General features: G+C 63.8%; 18 protein-coding genes. 12 read left to right on the forward strand and 6 right to left on the reverse strand.

Annotation, left to right across the window (positions count from 1 at the left end; translation table 11 throughout):
* Window positions 1-38: 38 nt before the first annotated feature.
* The 3 genes from AC51GT_RS13810 to AC51GT_RS13820 form a co-directional block, all read right to left on the reverse strand.
* Window positions 39-893, reverse strand: coding sequence for an ABC transporter permease (locus AC51GT_RS13810; RefSeq protein ID WP_496322574.1), 855 nt, complete (start codon window positions 891-893; stop codon window positions 39-41).
* Complete coding sequence (locus tag AC51GT_RS13815) at window positions 890-1,870, reverse strand: ATP-binding cassette domain-containing protein (protein ID WP_496322575.1); 981 nt, start codon at window positions 1,868-1,870, stop codon at window positions 890-892. The genes AC51GT_RS13810 and AC51GT_RS13815 overlap by 4 nt, the downstream gene beginning before the upstream one ends.
* Window positions 1,871-2,086: 216 nt before the next feature.
* Window positions 2,087-2,908: a VOC family protein gene (locus AC51GT_RS13820; protein ID WP_496329136.1), complete on the reverse strand. Its 822-nt coding sequence runs from the start codon at window positions 2,906-2,908 to the stop codon at window positions 2,087-2,089.
* 145 nt (window positions 2,909-3,053) lie between these two features.
* On the opposite strand from AC51GT_RS13820, the gene AC51GT_RS13825 reads away from it, so the two are divergent.
* From AC51GT_RS13825 to AC51GT_RS13845, 5 genes are all read left to right on the forward strand, one after another.
* Window positions 3,054-3,458 carry a TOBE domain-containing protein gene (locus tag AC51GT_RS13825; RefSeq protein ID WP_496329137.1) on the forward strand — a complete coding sequence of 135 codons (405 nt, stop codon included), beginning with the start codon at window positions 3,054-3,056 and terminating at the stop codon, window positions 3,456-3,458.
* Window positions 3,455-4,243, forward strand: a complete 789-nt coding sequence (gene modA / locus AC51GT_RS13830; protein WP_496329138.1) for a molybdate ABC transporter substrate-binding protein — start codon at window positions 3,455-3,457, stop codon at window positions 4,241-4,243. Before AC51GT_RS13825 ends, modA begins: the two co-directional genes overlap by 4 nt.
* On the forward strand, window positions 4,240-5,040 hold the full coding sequence (locus tag AC51GT_RS13835) for an ABC transporter permease (protein WP_496329139.1): 801 nt from the start codon (window positions 4,240-4,242) through the stop codon (window positions 5,038-5,040). Before modA ends, AC51GT_RS13835 begins: the two co-directional genes overlap by 4 nt.
* Window positions 5,037-6,098, forward strand: a complete 1,062-nt coding sequence (locus tag AC51GT_RS13840) for a sulfate/molybdate ABC transporter ATP-binding protein (protein WP_496329140.1) — start codon at window positions 5,037-5,039, stop codon at window positions 6,096-6,098. The genes AC51GT_RS13835 and AC51GT_RS13840 overlap by 4 nt, the downstream gene beginning before the upstream one ends.
* Window positions 6,099-6,271: 173 nt before the next feature.
* Complete coding sequence (locus AC51GT_RS13845; protein WP_496329141.1) at window positions 6,272-7,312, forward strand: ABC transporter substrate-binding protein; 1,041 nt, start codon at window positions 6,272-6,274, stop codon at window positions 7,310-7,312.
* A 75-nt stretch (window positions 7,313-7,387) separates the two neighbouring features.
* On the opposite strand, the gene AC51GT_RS13850 is transcribed toward AC51GT_RS13845, so the two are convergent.
* Entirely contained in the window at window positions 7,388-8,452 is a 1,065-nt protein-coding gene (locus AC51GT_RS13850) for an NADP-dependent oxidoreductase (RefSeq protein ID WP_496329142.1), read from the reverse strand.
* Between the two features lie 108 nt (window positions 8,453-8,560).
* Between AC51GT_RS13850 and AC51GT_RS13855 the strand changes: the two genes are divergently transcribed.
* On the forward strand, window positions 8,561-10,144 hold the full coding sequence (locus AC51GT_RS13855) for an MFS transporter (protein WP_496329143.1): 1,584 nt from the start codon (window positions 8,561-8,563) through the stop codon (window positions 10,142-10,144).
* Between the two features lie 32 nt (window positions 10,145-10,176).
* On the opposite strand, the gene AC51GT_RS13860 is transcribed toward AC51GT_RS13855, so the two are convergent.
* Both AC51GT_RS13860 and AC51GT_RS13865 read right to left on the reverse strand, forming a co-directional pair.
* Window positions 10,177-10,965, reverse strand: a complete 789-nt coding sequence (locus AC51GT_RS13860) for an SDR family NAD(P)-dependent oxidoreductase (RefSeq protein WP_496329144.1) — start codon at window positions 10,963-10,965, stop codon at window positions 10,177-10,179.
* A 102-nt stretch (window positions 10,966-11,067) separates the two neighbouring features.
* Window positions 11,068-12,102: an ABC transporter substrate-binding protein gene (locus tag AC51GT_RS13865; RefSeq protein ID WP_496322585.1), complete on the reverse strand. Its 1,035-nt coding sequence runs from the start codon at window positions 12,100-12,102 to the stop codon at window positions 11,068-11,070.
* Between the two features lie 252 nt (window positions 12,103-12,354).
* On the opposite strand from AC51GT_RS13865, the gene AC51GT_RS13870 reads away from it, so the two are divergent.
* From AC51GT_RS13870 to AC51GT_RS13895, 6 genes are all read left to right on the forward strand, one after another.
* Complete coding sequence (locus AC51GT_RS13870; protein WP_496329145.1) at window positions 12,355-13,680, forward strand: FAD-dependent oxidoreductase; 1,326 nt, start codon at window positions 12,355-12,357, stop codon at window positions 13,678-13,680.
* A gap of 209 nt (window positions 13,681-13,889) precedes the next feature.
* On the forward strand, window positions 13,890-14,930 hold the full coding sequence (locus tag AC51GT_RS13875) for an ABC transporter substrate-binding protein (RefSeq protein WP_496329146.1): 1,041 nt from the start codon (window positions 13,890-13,892) through the stop codon (window positions 14,928-14,930).
* A 36-nt stretch (window positions 14,931-14,966) separates the two neighbouring features.
* Window positions 14,967-15,755, forward strand: coding sequence for an SDR family NAD(P)-dependent oxidoreductase (locus tag AC51GT_RS13880; RefSeq protein ID WP_496329147.1), 789 nt, complete (start codon window positions 14,967-14,969; stop codon window positions 15,753-15,755).
* Complete coding sequence (locus AC51GT_RS13885; protein WP_496329148.1) at window positions 15,752-16,918, forward strand: ABC transporter ATP-binding protein; 1,167 nt, start codon at window positions 15,752-15,754, stop codon at window positions 16,916-16,918. Before AC51GT_RS13880 ends, AC51GT_RS13885 begins: the two co-directional genes overlap by 4 nt.
* Window positions 16,915-18,615: an ABC transporter permease gene (locus AC51GT_RS13890; RefSeq protein ID WP_496322590.1), complete on the forward strand. Its 1,701-nt coding sequence runs from the start codon at window positions 16,915-16,917 to the stop codon at window positions 18,613-18,615. The genes AC51GT_RS13885 and AC51GT_RS13890 overlap by 4 nt, the downstream gene beginning before the upstream one ends.
* A gap of 39 nt (window positions 18,616-18,654) precedes the next feature.
* Window positions 18,655-19,419, forward strand: a complete 765-nt coding sequence (locus AC51GT_RS13895) for an SDR family NAD(P)-dependent oxidoreductase (protein WP_496329149.1) — start codon at window positions 18,655-18,657, stop codon at window positions 19,417-19,419.
* The last annotated feature ends 52 nt before the right edge of the window (window positions 19,420-19,471 follow it).

Raw genomic sequence — 19,471 nt, forward strand, 5'->3', positions numbered from 1 at the left:
TTTCGGCACGCTCGACGGCTGGGTTCGGTCTGGATGGGTCAGTCGGTGGTGCGCTTGTGGTACGCGATCAGGGCGAACGGGGCAAAGATCAGGGTCAATGCCACCGACCACAGAATCGTGGCAAGTTCGGGATTCTGAAGTGGCCAGGGCGCCCCGGCCGGAGCGGTCGGACCATTGCCCCACAGTTCCCGCATGGCCTGTACCAGCGCGGAGATGGGATTCCACTCGGCGATGGTCCGCAACCACGACGGCATCGGTGCGGTCGGAACGAACGCGTTGGACAGGAACGTGATCGGGAACAACAGAGTGAACATCACGCCGTTGACCGCCTCGGGTGACCGCATGATCGACCCGATGAGGATCCCGAACCAGATCATCGAGAAACCGAACAGCAATACCAGGGCAAATGCCAGGACCGCCTTGAGGAATCCCTCGTTGATACCCCAGCCGATCAGCAGGCCGGTGACAGCCATGACCACGATGCCGATCGATGAGTGGATCAGTGCGGCCACCGATCGGCCGACCAGCACCGATGATCTCGACATCGGCAGCGACCGGAACCGGTCGATGATGCCCTTCTCCAAATCGTTTGTGAGACCAAGCGCCACAATGAAAGCGGAGAACGCGATCGTCTGGCCCATGATCCCGGGTAGCAACCACTCCTTGTAGTCGAAACCCGAACCGGGATTGATCGATGCCCCGAAGACGTACGCGAACAGCAAGACGAACATGATCGGCTGAACCGTCACATCCGAGAGCATCTCGGGCTGCCGTTTGGTGTGGATCAGGTTGCGCCGCACCATCACCAGCGATTCCCTCAGTAGGTCGGGGCGGCCTCGGGTGAATTCGCGGGTGGCCTGCTTGGCGGCCGTACCGGCGGCAGTGGTGGTCATGAGTTGGTCTCCTCGGTGTCGGCATCTTCTGCGCGATGCCCGGTGAGTGAGAGGAAGACATCATCGAGGCTGGGGCGGGTCAGTCCGATGTCGTCGACCTCGATTTCGCTGCGTTCGAAGATCCCGGCGATCTTGGTCAGATCGGCGATCCCGTTGGCAGCCGCGGTCAGTTGTCTGGCCGATTCGTCCACGAACACTTCTCCGCTGTTCTCGCGCAGAAGACGTGTCGCCTCTGCCAGGTCATCGGTTCTCGAGACGGTGAGCACCAGGCTGGCGTTACCCGCCTGCTCCTTGAGCTGCAGCGGCGTGCCGGCTGCGATGATCTTGCCCTTGTCGATGACGACGATGTCCCGGGCGAGTTGATCGGCCTCTTCGAGGTACTGCGTGGTGAGAAGCAAGGTGGTGCCCTGCTGCACCAGCGAGAGCAGAACGTCCCAGAGTTCCTGGCGGCTTCTGGGATCGAGGCCGGTGGTCGGTTCGTCGAGGAACAGCACCGGCGGCGACGCCAACAGACTGACCGCGAGGTCGAGTCGTCGGCGCATGCCGCCCGAGTAGGTCTTGACCACCCGATCGGCCGCATCGCTGAGTGAGAACTGCTCGAGCAACTCGTCGCCGGAGCGCCGGACCTGTTTGCGAGGCAGACCGTAGAGGCTGCCGATCATCCAGAGATTTTCGCGGCCGGTCAGCAGTTCGTCGACGGTGGCGGCCTGCCCGGTCAATCCCATGCTGCTGCGGACCAGGTCAGGATGTTCACCGACGTCGTACCCCGCAATCCTGGCCGTGCCCGAGGTCGGCGTGCTCAGGGTGGTCATCATGCGCACGATCGTGGTTTTTCCGGCGCCGTTGGGACCGAGCAGGCCCATGACCGAACCCGGTGGGACATTGAAGCTCACCCCATCGACGGCCCGGACGCCGTCGAACTCTTTGACCAGATCGATGGCCTCGATCGCGTAGTCGGTTGCTGTGGCGGAAGTCATAGTCGTAACGGTAGCGACGTGGTCCGACACAAGGCCAGTGGATTTATTGCCGCCCGCCGTGGTTTTACTGCCAAGGACTGACACTGGGATTCTCCCTGATGGTTGTTGGCAAGGTGTCGATGCCGATCTTCCGACTTCAAGCGCACATGAAGTCAAGGCCGGACGTGATCCCCATATGTTCATGTCGTCGTGGACGAAGAAATTCCGACGGCCCGATCAGGATTCGAGGACCTGATGCAGTTTGATCATCGCGCCCCAGGGGTCGCCGATCGAGGCGAGCCGTCCGTACGGGGTGTCTTCCGGGGCCTGGATGACGGTGCCTCCGAGTTCGGTGGCCTTGGCCGCCGACGCGTCGGCATCCTCGACGCCGATGTAGATGGACCAGTGTGAGGGGAGCTCCGGTGGCAGGTACTTCGAGGCGTCCATGATCCCGGCGTGACCTTCGCCGGGGCCCTGATCTGAGAGCGCGAGTTGGCTGTACCGGAAGTCGTCGGTGTCGCTGACCGTGACCACGGTATTGCCCAGGACCTCGTGGTAGAAGTCGACGGCGGCCGGAAAGTCGGTGCTCTGCAGTTCGAAGTAGCAGGGTGCTCCGGCTTCCATCTGAAGCTCGAAACCCTTGTGCGATCGAGGTTCCCAGAATCCGAAAACCGCTCCATGGGGATTGAGTCCGGGCGCCGTCTCCGGGTTGCTCCCGCGGTCCGTGGCGATGGCCATCGTCCCCAGCTCGGGGATCTCCATCGGCTCGACGAGGATGCTCCCACCGGCTTCGGTGACCTTCTTGGTCGAGGCGTTGATGTCGGAGGTCTGGAAGTACATCCCCCAGAAGTCGGGTGTGCCGGGTGCCATCTTCGGGCCGATCCCGGCGATGAGTTTGTCTTTGTAGGTGAAGTTCGCGTACCCGCCGAACTGCTCGTCCGGTTCGGTGCACTCCCAGCCGAACAGTTGTCCGTAGAACTTCGCGGCCGCGACGGGCTCTGAGCTGGACAGGTCGAACCAGACGGGGACGCCGTCGGGTCGGGAATCGATGGTCGGCATGGCTGTGGTCTCCTCTGGGCGGTCAAATCGAAAGCTTCACAGGCATAGACCAGGGTGCGGACGAAAACTCATCGCGAGACGATAGCTCCGCATACGCGGATGGATTGCCTTGACAGAACCGCAGGATCGGACGAATCATGAGTGGATGACCGACCTCCGAATTCGGGACGCCGCCGAACTCCTGGGGATCAGTGACGACACCGTCCGCCGGTTGATCGCTGCAGACGAACTGTCCGCGCATACCGACGCGAGTGGCCGCCAAGTGGTGGACGGGGCAGAGTTGGCAAAGCTCGCCAGGGAACGGGCGCCGGTGCTGTCCTCCCCCGACGCGCCGGTCTCGCGGTCGGCCCGCAACCGCTTTGTCGGTCTGGTGACCGAGGTGAGGTCCGATCCGGTGATGAGCCAGGTGACGATGCAGTGCGGACCGTTCGAGGTGACCTCCTTGATGAGTACCGATGCGGTGCGCGAACTCGATCTCAAACCCGGTTCGGTGGCGACCGCCGTGGTCAAGGCGACCAATGTCATCGTCGAAACGCGGCCCGTCGAATGAAGTCGCGAAACGTCACCGGGCTTGCCCTCCTGTTGTCGGCGACAGTGCTGATGGCCGGGTGTTCGTCGGACGACGATGACAACCCGACGAGTGGCCCCGGTGGGGGAGGTGCGGACCAGGTCACGCTCACGGTCTTCGCCGCGGCGTCACTCAAGAACGGTTTCACCGCCCTGGCCGAGCAGTTCTCGCAGGACAACCCGACCATCGAGGTGCGGTTCAACTTCGACGGGTCCCAGGCGCTTGTCACCCAGATCCGGCAGGGTGCCCCCGCGGAGGTGATCGCCACCGCCGACGAGACGAGCATGGCGAAACTCGGTGACGCCGTGAACGATCCACAGATATTCGCCACCAACGTCCTCACCATCGTCACCCAACCGGGCAATCCGAAGAACATTCAGGGCCTGGCAGATCTCACCAGATCCGATGTCAGCACCGTGATCTGCGCCGCTGCGGTGCCTTGCGGCGTCGCGACCGCGAAGGTCGAGGAGAACTCCGGCGTGGACATCGAGCCGGTCAGTGAGGAGACCGCGGTGACCGGTGTGCTCACCAAAGTGCAGACCAGGCAGGCCGATGCGGGGCTGGTGTACATCACCGACGCGACCGGGGCGGGTGAGACGGTGACCGCAGTGTCCGATCCTGCCTTCGCCTCGGTGGTCAACGCATACCCGATCGGTGTTGTTGCTGCGAGCGAGAACAAGCAAGCGTCCCGGAAATTCGTCGACATGGTGCTCGGTGCCCGGGGTGCCGCGTTGTTGCAATCGATTGGCTTCGGTCCGGCAAAGTGAAAAGCACTGGACTGAAGTCGGTTCCGGCCTGGCTGTACATTCCGGCCGTGATCGGGGTGGTCTTGGTGGTGCTGCCGCCGATCGCACTGGCGGTGAACACGCCGTGGAGCGAATTCTGGGGCAACATCAGCTCGGATGCCTCGCGGGACGCACTGTTGCTGAGCCTTCGGACTGCGACGATCAGCACCATGTTGTGCATCGTGCTGGGCGTGCCGATGGCGATCGTCTTCGCCCGGCGTACCGGTATGGTTTTTCGCCTGCTGCGCTCGGTGGTGCTCTTGCCGCTGGTGCTGCCGCCGGTGGTCGGCGGAATCGGATTGATCTACGCCTTCGGCAAATTCGGTCTGATCGGCGAACATCTGGTGGCGATCGGCATCGACATCGCGTTCTCGACAACAGCGGTCATTCTCGCTCAGACCTTCGTGGCGCTGCCCTTCCTGGTGATCAGCCTCGAAGGCGCCTTGCGCAGCGTCGGCAATCGGTATGAACAGGTGGCGGCCACATTGGGGGCATCGCCGACACATACTCTGTGGAAAGTGACCATGCCGCTGGTGTTTCCGGCATTGCTCTCGGGAATGGTGCTGGCTTTTGCGCGGGCGCTCGGTGAGTTCGGCGCAACGATCACGTTCGCGGGCAACCTGCAAGGAGTCACCCAGACCGCGCCCTTGGCGATCTACGTGGAATCGATCAACGAACCCGAACAGGCTCTGCCGCTGTCGATGGTGCTCGTACTGGTGGCCTTGCTGGTGGTCATCGCGGTGCATCTGCGCGATTCTCGTCGGACGGTGGCGATATGAGTGGGGATCTGGTCGCCGAATTGCACAGTGGGGTTCCGTTTCTGGACCTGCAGGTGACAGTTCCGGCCGGGACGACGGTGGCGGTCCTGGGCCCGAATGGCGCCGGCAAGAGCACGTTCATGAATCTGTTGGCGGGTCTGATCAAACCCTCTGCCGGAACGATGACCATCGGAAAGCGTGAACTCGTCGGTCCGAAAGTATTTGTACCGCCGCACAAGCGGGGTGTTGCGATGCTCTCGCAGCAGGGCATGCTCTTTCCACATATGACGGTCCGGCAGAATGTTGCCTTCGCTCCGGCGGCGGCCCGACTGCCCCGCGCGCAGGTGCGATCGCTGACCGATCGATGGCTCGAAGCAGTGGACGCGATGGACCTGGCGGATCGCAAACCGGCACAACTGTCGGGTGGGCAGGCGCAGCGGGTGTCACTGGCCCGGGCATTGGCGGCCGATCCGGAGCTCCTGTTGCTCGACGAACCGTTCAGCGCACTCGATGTCGATGTGGCCCATCGTATCCGGGTGCTGATGCGTGGCATCCTCGCAGACCGTGCGCGCACGACCATGTTGGTCACCCACGACATCGCCGATGCGGTCACTCTGGCCGACTCGGCGATCATCCTGGGGGAGGGCAGGATCGTCGACCGTGGTCCCGTGCGTGAGCTGCTCACCAGCCCGGCAAATCAGTTCGCGGCACAATTGGCGGGTCTCGATCTTGTTGCCGGACAGTGGGATGGAGATGCGCTCGATGCAGGGGCCTTCCACATCACCGGGATGGCCGATACCCCGCTGACCGTCGGTGATCCGGTCATGGCCGCGTTTTCACCGACCGCGGTCGCGATCTATCGGACACCGCCGACCGGCAGCCCACGCAACGTGGTCAAAGCGGTTGTCACACGGATCGTTCCGCAAGGTGATCTGGCCCGCGTCGATACCGGCGTGGGTGCCCAGACGGTCGCCGCGGCGATCACGTGGGCCGCTGTGGCCGAACTCGACCTGGTCGCCGACGACGACGTCTACCTGGTGATCAAGGCCAGCGAGGTCACGCTGTACCACCCGCGTTGACGTCCTCGAGGCGGCCATTTCGCCGTCGAGAGCAGCAATCAGAAGTGAGTGATTGACATCACCATCCAAGCGGTCTAAGTTAACTGAACTGATATCAGTTTGAGTTACCGGTCCTGATATTCCCCCCCACGCGGCAGGCAATTGATGCTGTCGCGCCATTCTGGAGGTCTTTTTTGAATTCGTTTGCCAGGGCAACACGTGCGGTCGGCATTGTCAGCGTTCTCTTGATTTCCGCCGCATGCGGAGGCGAGGAGTCCGCGTCCGGGCCAGTCGAGGGTAACTGGGAGGATGTGGTCACCGCCGCTGAGGAGGAAGGTGTCGTCCACCTGTATTCCACGCAACACCCGGAGAATCTAGAGGCGCTGAAAGTGGCTTTCGCGCAGGAGTATCCAGCGATCAAGCTCGAATTCACCCGCGGCACGGACGTAGAGACGAATCCGCGCGTCGAGGCAGAGGTGAGAACCGGGAAGGGCACTGCTGACGTGCACATGCTGTCCGACCCGGCGTGGGCGGCCGCAGTGGCCGATTCCGGTGCGTACTCGGTGGACATCGTCGGACCGGCGTTCGACGATCCGGACTACGACCGCGAGGGCAGCGTACTGAACGACAAGTTCTTCTTGACCAGCGCGGCGATCATGGCGCTGGGGTGGAATGCCAACGAACTTCCGCAAGGTCTGCAGTCCCCGGATGATCTACTCGATCCAGCTCTGCGCGGTCGGATCGGCGTAGTCAACCCCTCTGGCTTCGCTGCTGTTGTGGATGAATATCAGTTCTTCGAGAAGCGTTGGGGTGACGGTACGTTCAATGAAGAGTTGGCGGCCCTTGATCCGCGTGTCTACCCCAGCTCGCTCGGTATCGCGCAGGCGTTGAGCTCAGGCGAGATCGTCGCCACGCCGATGGTGCAACCGTTGGTTCGTGAGATGGAGGCCGGGGCGCCGGTCGACTGGGTGCTTCCGGACCCGGCGTGGGGGACACCGTGGTACTCCCACGTTCTGGCATCGGCGCCACACCCCAATGCCGCACAGGTACTGGCGAACTTCTTGGTCAGCAGCAAAGGACAGGAAGCACTGTCGAAGGGCTATGGCAGCGTGCTTTCTGGTATTCCGGGATCCGTTGGCCGGGCGCAGGATATTCCGTTCCCCGATACGTCCGCGTTGACGCCGGAGAGTATCGCCAAGTATCAGGAGCAGTGGGAGAAGATGTTTGTGGGTTGAGATCGGCGAATTGCCGTCGCCGCGGTCAGGTTTTCGTGAACCGGACCCTGGCGGCGGCTTCGCTGCTGCTGGGCCTCAGTCCAGGCGGCACAACGTCTTTCCCCTGGTGTGGCCGTTCAACATTGCGACCAGCGCGGCAGGTGCCTGATCCAGGCCGTGATACACCGATTCCTGGTGATGCATGGTGCCGTCGGCGAGGTGCTGCCCGATCTCAGTGCGGATCGTGTCCGAGAGGTGGTTGAAGGAGCCGGCGCGAAAGCCCTGCAGGCGCAGGCTTTTTGCGGTGATCTGAAACAGGTTTGACGGACCGGGCAGCGGGCTGCTGCGGTCATATGTCGACACGGCGCCGCAGATGGCGATGCGACCGTTCTCACGTAGCACATCGAGCGCCGCAGCGAGATGGTCACCTCCGACGTTGTCGAAGTATGCATCGAACCCGTCGGGTGCGGCCTCGGACAGCAGTGTGCGGAGGTCGCCGCTGCGGTAGTCGAACGCTCGATCCGCACCGAGGTCGGTGGTGAGGTGGCGGACCTTGTCGGCACCGCCTGCGGACGCGACAACCCTGGCCCCGCGGAGCCTGGCCAGTTGCACCGCGATACTCCCGACGGCCCCGGCGGCCGCGGACACCCACAGCGTGTCGTCCGGTGTCAGTTCTAGGATCTCGAACAGCCCGACGTACGCGGTCAGGCCGGAGCTGCCGAGCGGCCCGAGGAACCATTGTGGCTCAAGGCCTCCGGTGTGGATCGTGGTCAGCGCGCCCGCGCCACCGAGCGCGCCCTCGGCGCCCGCATCGACGGCCGCGTAGTCCCGGTAGCCGTGCATATGGGAGACCAGGTCGCCGACGGTGAAGTCGGGGCTGCGGGACTCGACCACCACGCCCAGTGCCAACCCCGCGAGGGGATCACCGGCGCGCAACGGGGGTAGGTATCCGGCCGGCGCGTTGCTGCCCAGCCGGATTCGGATCGACGGATCGATCGACAGCCAGCTGTTTTGCACGAGGACCTGTCCCGGCATGAGCTGTGGAACGTCTGCTTCCGCGATCGTGAAGTGCTCTGCGGTGAGGGCTCCGGTGGGTGCCGAGGCGAGGCATACGACACGGTTGGCGGTGGTGATGACGAACCTCCGATGAGTGGGAAGCACTACCCGGTAAACAAAGGTGAGTTCAGTTTGGGTATTTGCCCGAAAGTAGCACACACTCGGTATCAACTGAACTAAGTTCAACTACAGACCGATCAACGGAGTTGGAACATGATGAGCAACGCTCAGACGATGAGCCTTGTTGCGCCACTGCGGGTGCGGCGGTTGCGAAATATGCTCGGCTTCTCGCTGAGCGCAAGTGTGGGCGTGTGGATTCTGGTGCTGGCCGTGCAGTGGACGCTCGCCGAAGCCGGGGAATCGGCGGCAACGGTGTCTCTGGTGCAGTTCGCTGCCAGCCTGCCGTTCTTCTTGCTGGCCCTGCCGCTCGGTGCGCTCACCGAATTCGTCAGCCATCGGGCACTTCTCGTCGGGACCTCACTGGCTCTGCTGGCGGCGTCGATCCTGCTGTCTGTTCTGCAGCAACTCGGCATGGCCGGCACGCCGGTTCTGATGAGCGCGGTGTTCATCGCCGGCGCGGGCCTGGCCTCGGTTGCCATCGTGTGGCAGGCATTGTTGCCGCACATCGTCAGTCGAGACATGTTGATGGTGGTCCCGGCCATCGACGGCGCGGTGTTCAACGGCGCGCGGGCGGTCGGGCCGGTTGTCGGTGGCGCAGTGCTCGCCGGGTTCGGTGCGACCTGGGCGTTTGCACTCATCGCCGTCCTTTTCGCGCTGTGCGTCGGGATCTCGGCATGGAACGTTCCCGGTGACATCGGCCGGGCCGCCACGCATCAACCCGTGACCGCAGCCGTCGGTGGCAGCCTGCGGTTCATCCGGCACAGCCGGTGGACGCGACGATTGTTGTTGCGTCTGACCATGTTCGGCATACCGGCGAGTTGTCTGTGGGGCCTGCTTCCGATCGTGGCGCACGAGCGTCTCCAGGTGAGCACATTCGAGTTCGGGGTGCTGTCCGGAGCGATCGGGGTCGGCGCCGTGCTCGGTACCGTCGCCCTGATGCCCGTACGGGCGCGATTGAGCTGGAATCACTTTGTGGCACTCGGTTCGGGGGCCTATGCGGTTGTGCTCGCCGGGATGGCGATGGTGCCCTGGTTCAGCGTCATGTTCGTCCTGCTGGTGGTGGTCGGGGCGGCGTGGGTGGGCGTGCAGAGCACCTGGATGATCGCCACCCACGCGGCCGTCCCGCCGTGGATCAAGGCGCGGGTGATCGCGTTCATCATGCTGATGTTCCAGGGCAGTCAGGCCGTGGGTTCGGTGTTGTGGGGTGTCCTCGCCGACGTTGTCGGCCTGCACTGGGCAATCCTGTTGTCGGCGTTGATGATGGCTGTATCCGCGGTTGAGGTCGTGCGGCGCGGGATCATGCCCAGCGACCAGATCACACCGGATCTCGCCCAGGCTCCGGCTCCGGTTGCTCCACCACCCGGGCATGAGGGCAAATGGGTGATCATCGAGACCACCTACCGGGTGGTCCCGGAAGGCGCGAGCGGATTCGTCGCGGCGATGGACGAGCTGCGGCGCTCGCGCCTGCGACTCGGTGCCAGGCGATGGACCCTGGCCACGCCGGCGGATGCCTCCGACACCTTTGTCGAATACTGCATGTTCAAGGACTGGTCGGAATATCGGTCGCAGGAGACCGAGCGGCTCACGGTACCGGAGTACCGGCTGCGCACGCTCCTCACGGAGTACCTGGTGACAGAACCGCGGACGCGGGTGCTGATCGAACCGAAGACGCCGTGAGGGGCGTGAACACAGTTATTGCACAGCGGTTCTCAGACCGTGAACCGGCCACCGTTGCTCAGTAGGACGACGCCCACGAGGTTGACGGCGGCATCGGATGCCAGATACAGGATGTTGTCGGCCAGTTCCTGGGGGGAGGCGTACCCGCGGGCACCGCTGCCGGCCATCGCCTCGCGCAGGTGCGCCGGGGTGCGGGCCGCCATACCGGTGTCCACCGGGCCCGGTGCGACGGTGTTGACCCGAATCCCGAAGGGGGCCACCTCCTTCGCCACGGATTGACTCAGGGCGTGCACACCCGCCTTGGACGCACTGTAATGCGGGTAGCCGATGAGGGTGTCGAACCCGGACGACGATCCGATCGTCACGATGGCGCCACTCCCGGCCGGCTTCATGGCGCGTACCGCCTCGCGCAGGACGAAGAAGGTGCCGTCGAGGTTGATCGACATGACCCGGCGCCAGTCGTCGTCCTCGAGATGCGCGAGGATGTCGATCGGTTCGCCCTTTTCGGCGGCGTCGTACATGCGCTGTTTGCTCTTGGGGTCATCGACGCCTGCGGCATGGACAACGACGTCGATGCGGCCCTGGTCGGCAATGATGGCCGCGAAAGCGGTTGCCACCGCATCCGAATCGCTGACGTCGAGTCCGATGGCCTGCCCGACTTCGATCTCGGCTGCGACCGCCTCCGCGGCGGCGGCGTTCACATCGCAGAGGTAGACGGCGCGGGCCCCGCGGTCGGCGAGTGCCTTGGCGGTTGCCGCACCGATGCCGGATCCGGCGCCGGTCACCACGGCGATTTTGCCGGCGAACTGATTGTCGGTCATCTTTTGCCTTTCGGTTGGGGGTCATACGTCCGGCGACGAAGGTCGCGGGACGACAAAGCCCGCGTGCGGCCAGTCAACGGCGGCACACGGGCCGGAGGTCTGTCAGTTGAAGACTTGCTCGAGCTCGTCGCGATACTTGTCGGCGCCTTCGCCGGAGGTGACGTCGGTGTTCTGGTCGGGGAGTTCCTGTGCCAGTGCAAGGGATCCCTCGATGTCCGGTAGGACCGAGCTGTATCCGACGGAGGTGGCCGCCTGGCCTGCTGCGGTGACCATGAAGTCGGCCAGGACCTGCGCGGCATTCGGATGCGGTGCGGTGCCCAGCGCGAGCCCGTACCACTTGGCACCCCAGATATGTTCGCCTGCAGCCCATTCGACCGGTGCGCCGGCCTCCTTGTTCGGCAGCATCGGGTCGGCCATCAGTCCGGCGCTGATCTCACCCGAGGCGATCGCCTGCGCGAGTGGCTGGTTGCTGGGGTACATCCGCGGATTCTGTTCTGCCAGTTGCTCCAAGATTCCACGCCCGCCGTAGTACTTCTCGGTGTGGGCGTAGTAGTCCAGGTAGGTGGGCGATGTCGCCGGGTTGACGATGCCGATCTTTCCCTTGAGGGCCGGATCCAGCATGTCCTGCGGTGTGGAGACGCCACCGGGCAGCAGGCCGGTGTTCCAGCCGAATCCGAGGAGCACCGCGCCTTCGAGGAAGTATCGGTCGGCGATGATGCTGCTCTCGCGGTTGTAGTCGGGGTTGTCGAAGCTCGGCCCCACCAGCGGAACCGCGGCGTCACTCTCTTCGTTCGCATTCATCCACGACACGTCCGTGATGACCGCGAGGTCTCCGATCCCCTTCCCGGAGCGGCTCTCGGCGTCGATCTTCGACAGCAGGTCGGCGTCGACACCGCGAACGATCTCCAGGTCGATGTCCCGGTATTCGGCCTCGAATGCGGTCTCGAGCGCTGCGAGCCGAGGGGCGGCCTGCGTCGAGTAGATCGTGACCTTGCCTTCTTTGTTGGCCGCGGCGACGACCTCGTCCCAGGAACCGGAGACGGGTTCGGAGGTACCCGATGAGCTGTTGCCGCACGCGGTCAGCGTCAGGGCAGCCGCGGCGACCGCGACCGTGGCGCGGATGAATTTGCGATTCATTTCGGGGCGTCCTCTTTCCAGAAGCTGAAGTTAATTCAATTCACCCTAAAGTGACGCGCCACACAATGCAAGCGTTGTATGCAATGGACCTCGCCTCTGATGGACTGGTGATTGACACCGCTTACGGTTCGTGAAAATCTAATTGAACCGATATCAGTTCTGTTTTGCGCAGTTGGTCTCGTGCGGCCCGGCGAGGGTGGCCGCGGGGCTGTGCGAACGGCCGGCTTCCGGCCCGTCCGAAGTGAGGAATTTATGTCCAACGAAGCCTTTGACCTCCTGGTTGTCGGTGCCGGCATGGCCGGACTGACCGCAGGCGCCAAAGCCGCGTCGAGCGGCAAGAAGGTCTGTCTACTGGAGGTCGGCGGCGACGTCGGCGGCTCGGCACGGTTCGCCGGCTATGCCTGGACTGCTCCCACCCATGAGGTGATGGACGCCGAGAATCCGCGTGGAGACGAGGCGCTCAAGCGCGCTCTGGTCGACCGCTTTCCGGGCGGGGTGGACTGGATCCGCTCGGTCGGAATCGATGTCGACGACGCCCAGCGAATCCTGAGTTTCGGGGGGCAGGGCCACAAATTCGACACCAACCACTACATCGACACCTGCCGCCGGATCGTCCTCGATGCCGGTGGTGAGGTCTTGCTCCGTACGGAAACCGACAGTCTTGTCACCGTCGATGGCGTCGTGACCGGTGCCCGCGTGCGAACGGGTCCCGGTGAGTCGCGGGAGATCTCGGCTGCGTACACACTGCTGGCCACCGGTGGTTTCCAGGGCGACAAAGAGCTACTCGCCCAGCACGTCCATCCCGATGCCGGGAAGATGCAGTTGCGGTCGAACCCGAACAGCTCTGGTGCCGGGTATCGACTGGCGATGGCGGTCGGTGCAGGTGCGGGGCCGGACAATGTCGGCTTTTACGGCCACCTGATCCCGAGCGGCGTGCAACTCGCGGACCCGGCCGATTTCGTCGACATGTCGCTCTACTACAGCGAACACGCGTTGCTGTTCAACCTCGACGGCAAGCGTTTCGTGGATGAGACACTCGGCGATCATCTGACGACGATGGCCCTTCTGGACCAGCCGGAGAGTCGCGGACTGCTGATCGCCGATGCGCGAGTGCACCGGGACTGGATGCTGGCGTCCTACGTCGAGGGAGCCGTTGCTCTCGACAAATTCGAGTTGGCCGGCAAGCGCGGCGGCCGGGTGGGTATGGCCGAAGAGCTCGAAGAGCTCGAGTACCTGCCCGAGGAGTGGGGCTACGACGGTGTCGCCATAGCTGCGGCGATCACCGAGTTCAATCGCGCCGCCGAGGGCGGTCAGGACCTGACGCCCGGGCGGGAGCGGGATCGCGAACCGCTCGCGGAGGGTCCGTACTACGTCATCGAGACGGTCCCGGCCGTCACTTTTCCCTTCCACGGGATTTTGATCGACGACCAGGCGCGAGTCCTGGACACAGCGGGCGTTCCGATACCGGGCCTGCTTGCGGCCGGATCGGATACCGGTGGTCTGTGGCACGAAGCGTATGCCGGCGGCATCGCATCGGCCCTGGTCTTCGGGCTGACCGCGGCCGCCACGGCTTCCTGATCAGCGGATCGGGTGGGCCTGCTCGGAGCGTGGGATCGCCACTGCACCCAGAAGTGAAAACAAATTCAGTTCAATTGTCCGAAAGTGATTGACACCACAGCCGACGAACAGTAACTTTCAAACTGAAATCAGTTCAGGGAAGATGTATGCGGATCCCGAACTCCCACGCACGTTCAGGGCTCGTCGTCGAGCCCGAAGGGACCAGGAACATGAACACCCTTTCCAAGGCAATCGGGGCCGCGGCCACAGTCTTTGCGTTGCTCGGCACCGTCGCGTGCGGTGGCTCGTCGGGTTCATCGAACGCAGCCGTCGACGGAAGTTGGGACGACGTCGTGGCGGCGGCCAACGACGAGGGCAGCGTGATGCTCTACTCCAGCCAGAAGCCCGCGAACCTCGAAGCGCTCAAGGTGGCTTTCGAGGCGAAATACCCCGAGATCACCATGGAGTTCGTGCGTGGCACCGACCCGGAGATCAACCCCCGGGTCGAGACCGAGAGCAAGACGGGCAAAGGCACCGCCGATGTCCACATGCTCACCGACGCGTCGTGGATCAACACCGCCGCCGAATCGGGTGCGTACTCCGCGGAACTCCTCGGACCCGCTCTCCGGGCGCCGGCGCTCGAACCCGAACGCAGTGTCATCAACAATCGGTTCTTCCTCACCAGCGCCGCGGTCTTCTCGATGGGGTGGAACACCATCGCGGTACCGAATGGGTTGAGCACTCCCGACGACATCATCGATCCCGCATACAAGGGCAAGATCGGCATCGTCAACCCGACCGGAATCGCCTCGTACGTCGACATGTACCGCTTCTTCGCCACCAACTACGGCGAGGACTACTGGAAGCAGCTCGCGGCCCTGAATCCCCGCGTCTACCCCAGCGCACTCGGTGTCGCCCAGGCGCTGACCTCGGGTGAGGTGGTGGTCAGTCCTTCGGTTCAGCCCCTGGTGACCGAGGTGAAAGCCGGCGCGCCGGTCGACTGGGCCCTGCCGGCCAAACCCTGGGGAACGCCCTGGTACACACAGGTTCTCAAGGCTGCCCCGCATCCGAACGCGGCCCAGGTGCTCGCAGACTTCTTGGTGACCGTGGAAGGCCAGACCGCCTTGAATGACGGCTATGCCGCGGTTCTCCCCGACATCCCGGGCGCTGTTGCCCGGGCGCAGGACATCGCTTCTCCCGAGACCGGCGATCTCACCCCGGAAAAGGTTGATCAGTACTCCCAGGAGTGGTCGAAGCTCTTTCAGAGCTGACGCCCTGCGGACACGAACCCGAAAGGTACGACGAAGATGGATGACACGGCAGCTTCGCTGCGCGGAATCAACGTATTGGTGACCGGCGCGTCCGGCGGAATCGGTGGCGCGAGCGCCGAACTGTTTGCGGCGCAGGGTGCGACGGTGTACCTCACCGATGTCGATGACGCAGCGGGGCAGGCCCGGGCGGATGCGCTGGGGCCGAATGCTCACTACCTCCATCTCGATGTGACCGATGAAAGTGACTGGGCGGCAGTCACATCGGCCATGGCGGCGAGTGGTCATGTGCTCAACGTCCTGGTCAACAGTGCCGGTGCGGCAATCAAGGCGCCACTCGAACAGACGTCGCTGGACGGGTTCCGGAAGATGATCGACCTGAACCTGGTCGGTACCTTCCTCGGAATCAAGGCCGCGGCCGAGGCGATGACCGCCGGCGGTTCGATCGTCAACCTGGCCTCACTGCGCGGCGTCCTGGCCACCGCGGAACTCGGTGCATACGGGGCCGCGAAGATGGGTGTGCGCGCACTGACAAAGGTTGCGGCACTGGAGCTCGCCGACCGGGGCATCCGGGTCAACGCGGTCTGCCCGGGCAGCATCGAAACGGAGATCACCTCGGTTCCGGACTTTGCCGCCGATGACACCGTGGCCTACGTCCGCAGCATTCCGATGCAGCGGCGGGGCTCGTCCGAAGAAGTGGCGAAGTCGATCCGCTTCCTCGCCACCGACGACAGCGCATACATCACCGGAACCGACCTGATCATCGACGGTGGTCAGGCAGCGGGCGTCCGGACACCGAAGATCTCGACAGAAGGAGTCGCGAAATGACCTCTCAATTCAAGGTTTCGGGTCTGAAAAAGACCTACGGAACGAATGTGGTCGTCGATGAACTCGACCTCGACATCGAGGAGGGCGAGTTCCTGGTCCTGCTCGGACCCAGCGGATGTGGCAAGACCACCACGCTGCGCTGTCTGGCCGGACTCGAGACCCCACAAGATGGGTCGATCGCGTTCGGGGACAAGATGGTCTTCGATTCCGCCGCCAAGCTCAATGTTCCTGCGCACAAGCGCAATATCGGCATGGTGTTCCAGTCTTACGCGCTGTGGCCGCACATGACGGTCCGCGAGAACATCAAGTACCCCCTCAAGGTCCGCAAGCTGAAGCAGGCGATCTCGGAGGGTGCGGTCGAGGCCGCAGCCGACATGGTCGATTGTGGGACGCTGCTCGATCGGTACCCCTCCCAGCTCAGCGGTGGCCAGCAGCAACGCGTCGCGGTGGCCCGTGGGCTGGTGGCCCAGCCCGACCTGGTGTTGTTCGACGAACCGCTCAGCAACCTCGATGCCCGGTTGCGAGACCAGGTGCGCTCACAAATTCACCAGCTACACCGGAAGCTGGGTTTCACAGCGGTTTTCGTCACCCACGATCAGGCGGAGGCGTTTGCGCTCGGTGACCGGCTGGCGATCATGAAGTCGGGCAAGATCGAACAGTACGACGCCCCGGAACACGTCTTCGAGAAGCCGGCCTCGGAGTACGTGGCCGCGTTCATCGGGATGGGTAACCGGCTCGAACTCAAACGGGGTCACGATGGCTGGATCACCAGCGCCGGTGACATCATCGATCTGAGCGGCGCCGTGGTGCGCGACCGGGCCGACGAGGGTCAGAGTGCGGTCGCCAGGTTCCGGCCGGACGACGTCTTCCTGCACGGGTCGCTCTCCGATGTGCCGGCCGGCAATGTCGCACTGCACGCAGAGTTGGTCGATCACGAATACGGTGGCCGGTACTTCGATGTGATGGTCAAGACCGGAACCGAGCAGCTGTCGTTGCGGGCCAGGGCTTCTGATCACGGAGCTCGGCTGCGTCAGACAACGGCCGGTGCGCCGATGGTCATCAGCTTCTCACCGGACAGTCTGCGGGTCTATGGTGATCCGACCGGTTCCTCGGCAGCCGACCCCGGCCTGGTCGCGGTGGGCAGCGGGAGCATGCCGTCATGACAACTGTCACCGCAGCGGCACCCGCGCGATCTTTCACGATCCCTTCCCACTGGCGGGCCCGGATCGGATACTTCGTGATCCTGGCGGTGCTGGCGTACCTCGTCGTGCTTCCGATGGTCCGGTTGCAGATCCTGGCCTTCGAAGACGGTGCCGCGGGGTACAAGACCCAATACGGTCGTTATGACATCGCGAAGACGCTCTGGACCACGGGAGCGCTGGCCGTCGGCTCGCTGGTGATCGCGATGGTGCTCGGCACGCTGCTGGCGTACGCGGCCAGTCGCCTTCCGCAGAAACTGGCCTGGCTCAAGGTCATCCCGATCCTGCCGATCGTGATGCCAGCGGTCGCCAACATCGTCGGCTGGGCATTTCTGCTCTCGCCCGGGCCCGGCTACCTCAACGTGCTGCTCCGGAAACTTCCGTGGTGGAGCGATCTCGAATCAGGGCCCGTCGATGTGTACAGCGTGCCGTGGATCATCATCCTCACCGGCTTCGGACTCACGTCGTTCGTCTACCTGTTCGTCAGCTCGGGGATGCAGAACATCAGTTCCGAACATCTCGAGGCAGCGCAGACCAGCGGCTCGTCGACGGCCGGGATCTTCTTCAAAGTCGTTCTCCCACTGTTGCGCCCATCGCTCATCTATGGCGGCGGTATTGCGTTGCTGCTCGGGCTGGGACAGTTCACCGGACCGTTGATGCTCGGCCAGAACAGCGGCGTGAAGGTGCTGACCACCGAGATGTACCTGCGGGTCTCGCAATCACCCTCTGACTTCGCCGCCGCTGCGGCAGCCGGGTCACCCCTGGTGATCTTCGGCCTCGCGGTGGTCCTGATCCAGAAGGGGCTGCTGGGCAACCAGTCACGGTTCGTGACCCACGGTGGAAAGTCTTTCGTCAATCCCACCGGAGGCGGAAGGTGGGCCGCTGCCACGATCGCGATCTTCTCGCTGTTCGCGTTGGTGCTGCCGCTGATCGGCCTGATCATCGTCTCCCTGACTCCGTATTGGTCGGGTTCGCTGAGCTGGGATCTGTTCACGCTGGCCAACTACCGAGAACTCTTCGAGACCAACGCGATCGTGGAATCGGTCATCACCAGTGTCGTGACATCGATCGGGGCCGTGGCCGTCTGTATCCCGATCGGCTATCTGATCGCGAATCTCCTTGTGCGAGGACGCCGGTTCAAGATCCTCGGCCTGATCGCAGATCTGATGACGGCCCTGCCACTCGGTATCCCGGCGGTGATCTTCGGTGTCGGCTTCCTGATGGTGTACACCGAGCCGCCGTTCATCCTGTACGGCACCCGGACGGTGATCATCCTGGTCTACATCGTGCTGATGCTGCCGTTCGCGGTCCGCATGCAGATGACATCGATGCTGGCGCTGGGCAACACCTACACCGAGGCGTCGGCCACCAGTGGTGCCTCGCCGATGGTGACCACTCTGCGAATCATGTTGCCGCTCATGCGTCCCACGATCCTCAGTGCCGTTGCGTTGATGTTCATCCTGCTCACCCATGAGTTCGCCGCCTCACTGCTCGTCCGGGCATCGACCACCCAGGTGATGGGCACCCTGCTCTATGACATGTGGCAGAACGGTTCGTACCCACTGGTCGCTGCGATGGCACTGCTGATGACGGCGGTGACCACCGTGGGTGTTGCGATCGCGATGCTCTTCGGTGGACGTAACGTGCTGAGCAAGCTGTAGACGGGCGGGCAAACTGTGAGCCAAAAGGATTCAGGGACCATGACTTCGATGAATACCCGACTGCTCGACAAGGTCGTCCTCGTGACGGGGGCCACCGGCGGGATCGGCATCGAGATCGTCGCCCGACTGGCCGCGGAGGGCGCCCATGTGGTGGTCACCGATGTGGACGGACAGGCATGCGAGGCGTTGGTTTCTTCTCAGGAGCAACCCGATCGGCACCAGCCCCTCGCTCTCGACATCACCCAGGAATCGCAGTGGCAGAGCGTCGTCGAATCCGTCCGCGGGCGATACGGGCGCATCGACGCCCTGGTGAACAACGGCGCCATCGGCAGCCTGGAGACCGTGGTCGATGAGGACCTCGAGCGATACAACCGGGTCATCGCGGTCAGCCAGACCGGTACCTGGCTGGGGATGAAGCATGCCGGCGCGGCCATCGAGCAGAGCGGTGGCGGCTCGATCGTCAACATCTGCTCGATTCTCGGCAGCGTCGGCGGACTGGGTAACAGCTTCGCCTATGCGGCCGCCAAGGGGGCCGTGCGGACGATGACGAAAAACGCTGCGCTGCACTGGGCCACAAAAGGGGTGCGGGTGAACTCCCTGCACCCCGGGTTCATCGAGACGCAGCCCCTGCTGGATCGCTACGCGGGCAGCGATCGGTACCGGTCGATGGTCGCCCACACCCCGATGGGGCGGCTGGGCCGGGCGTCGGAGGTGGCTGCGATGGTGGCGTTCCTGGCCGGCGATGACTCGACCTACGTGACCGGTTCGGAAATGTACGTCGACGGCGGCTGGACCGCTGACTGACCTCACCACAATCGTCCCGAATGGTGATGCCCGAGGGAATATTTCCCTCGGG

The organism is Williamsia sp. z34, from assembly GCF_059553395.1.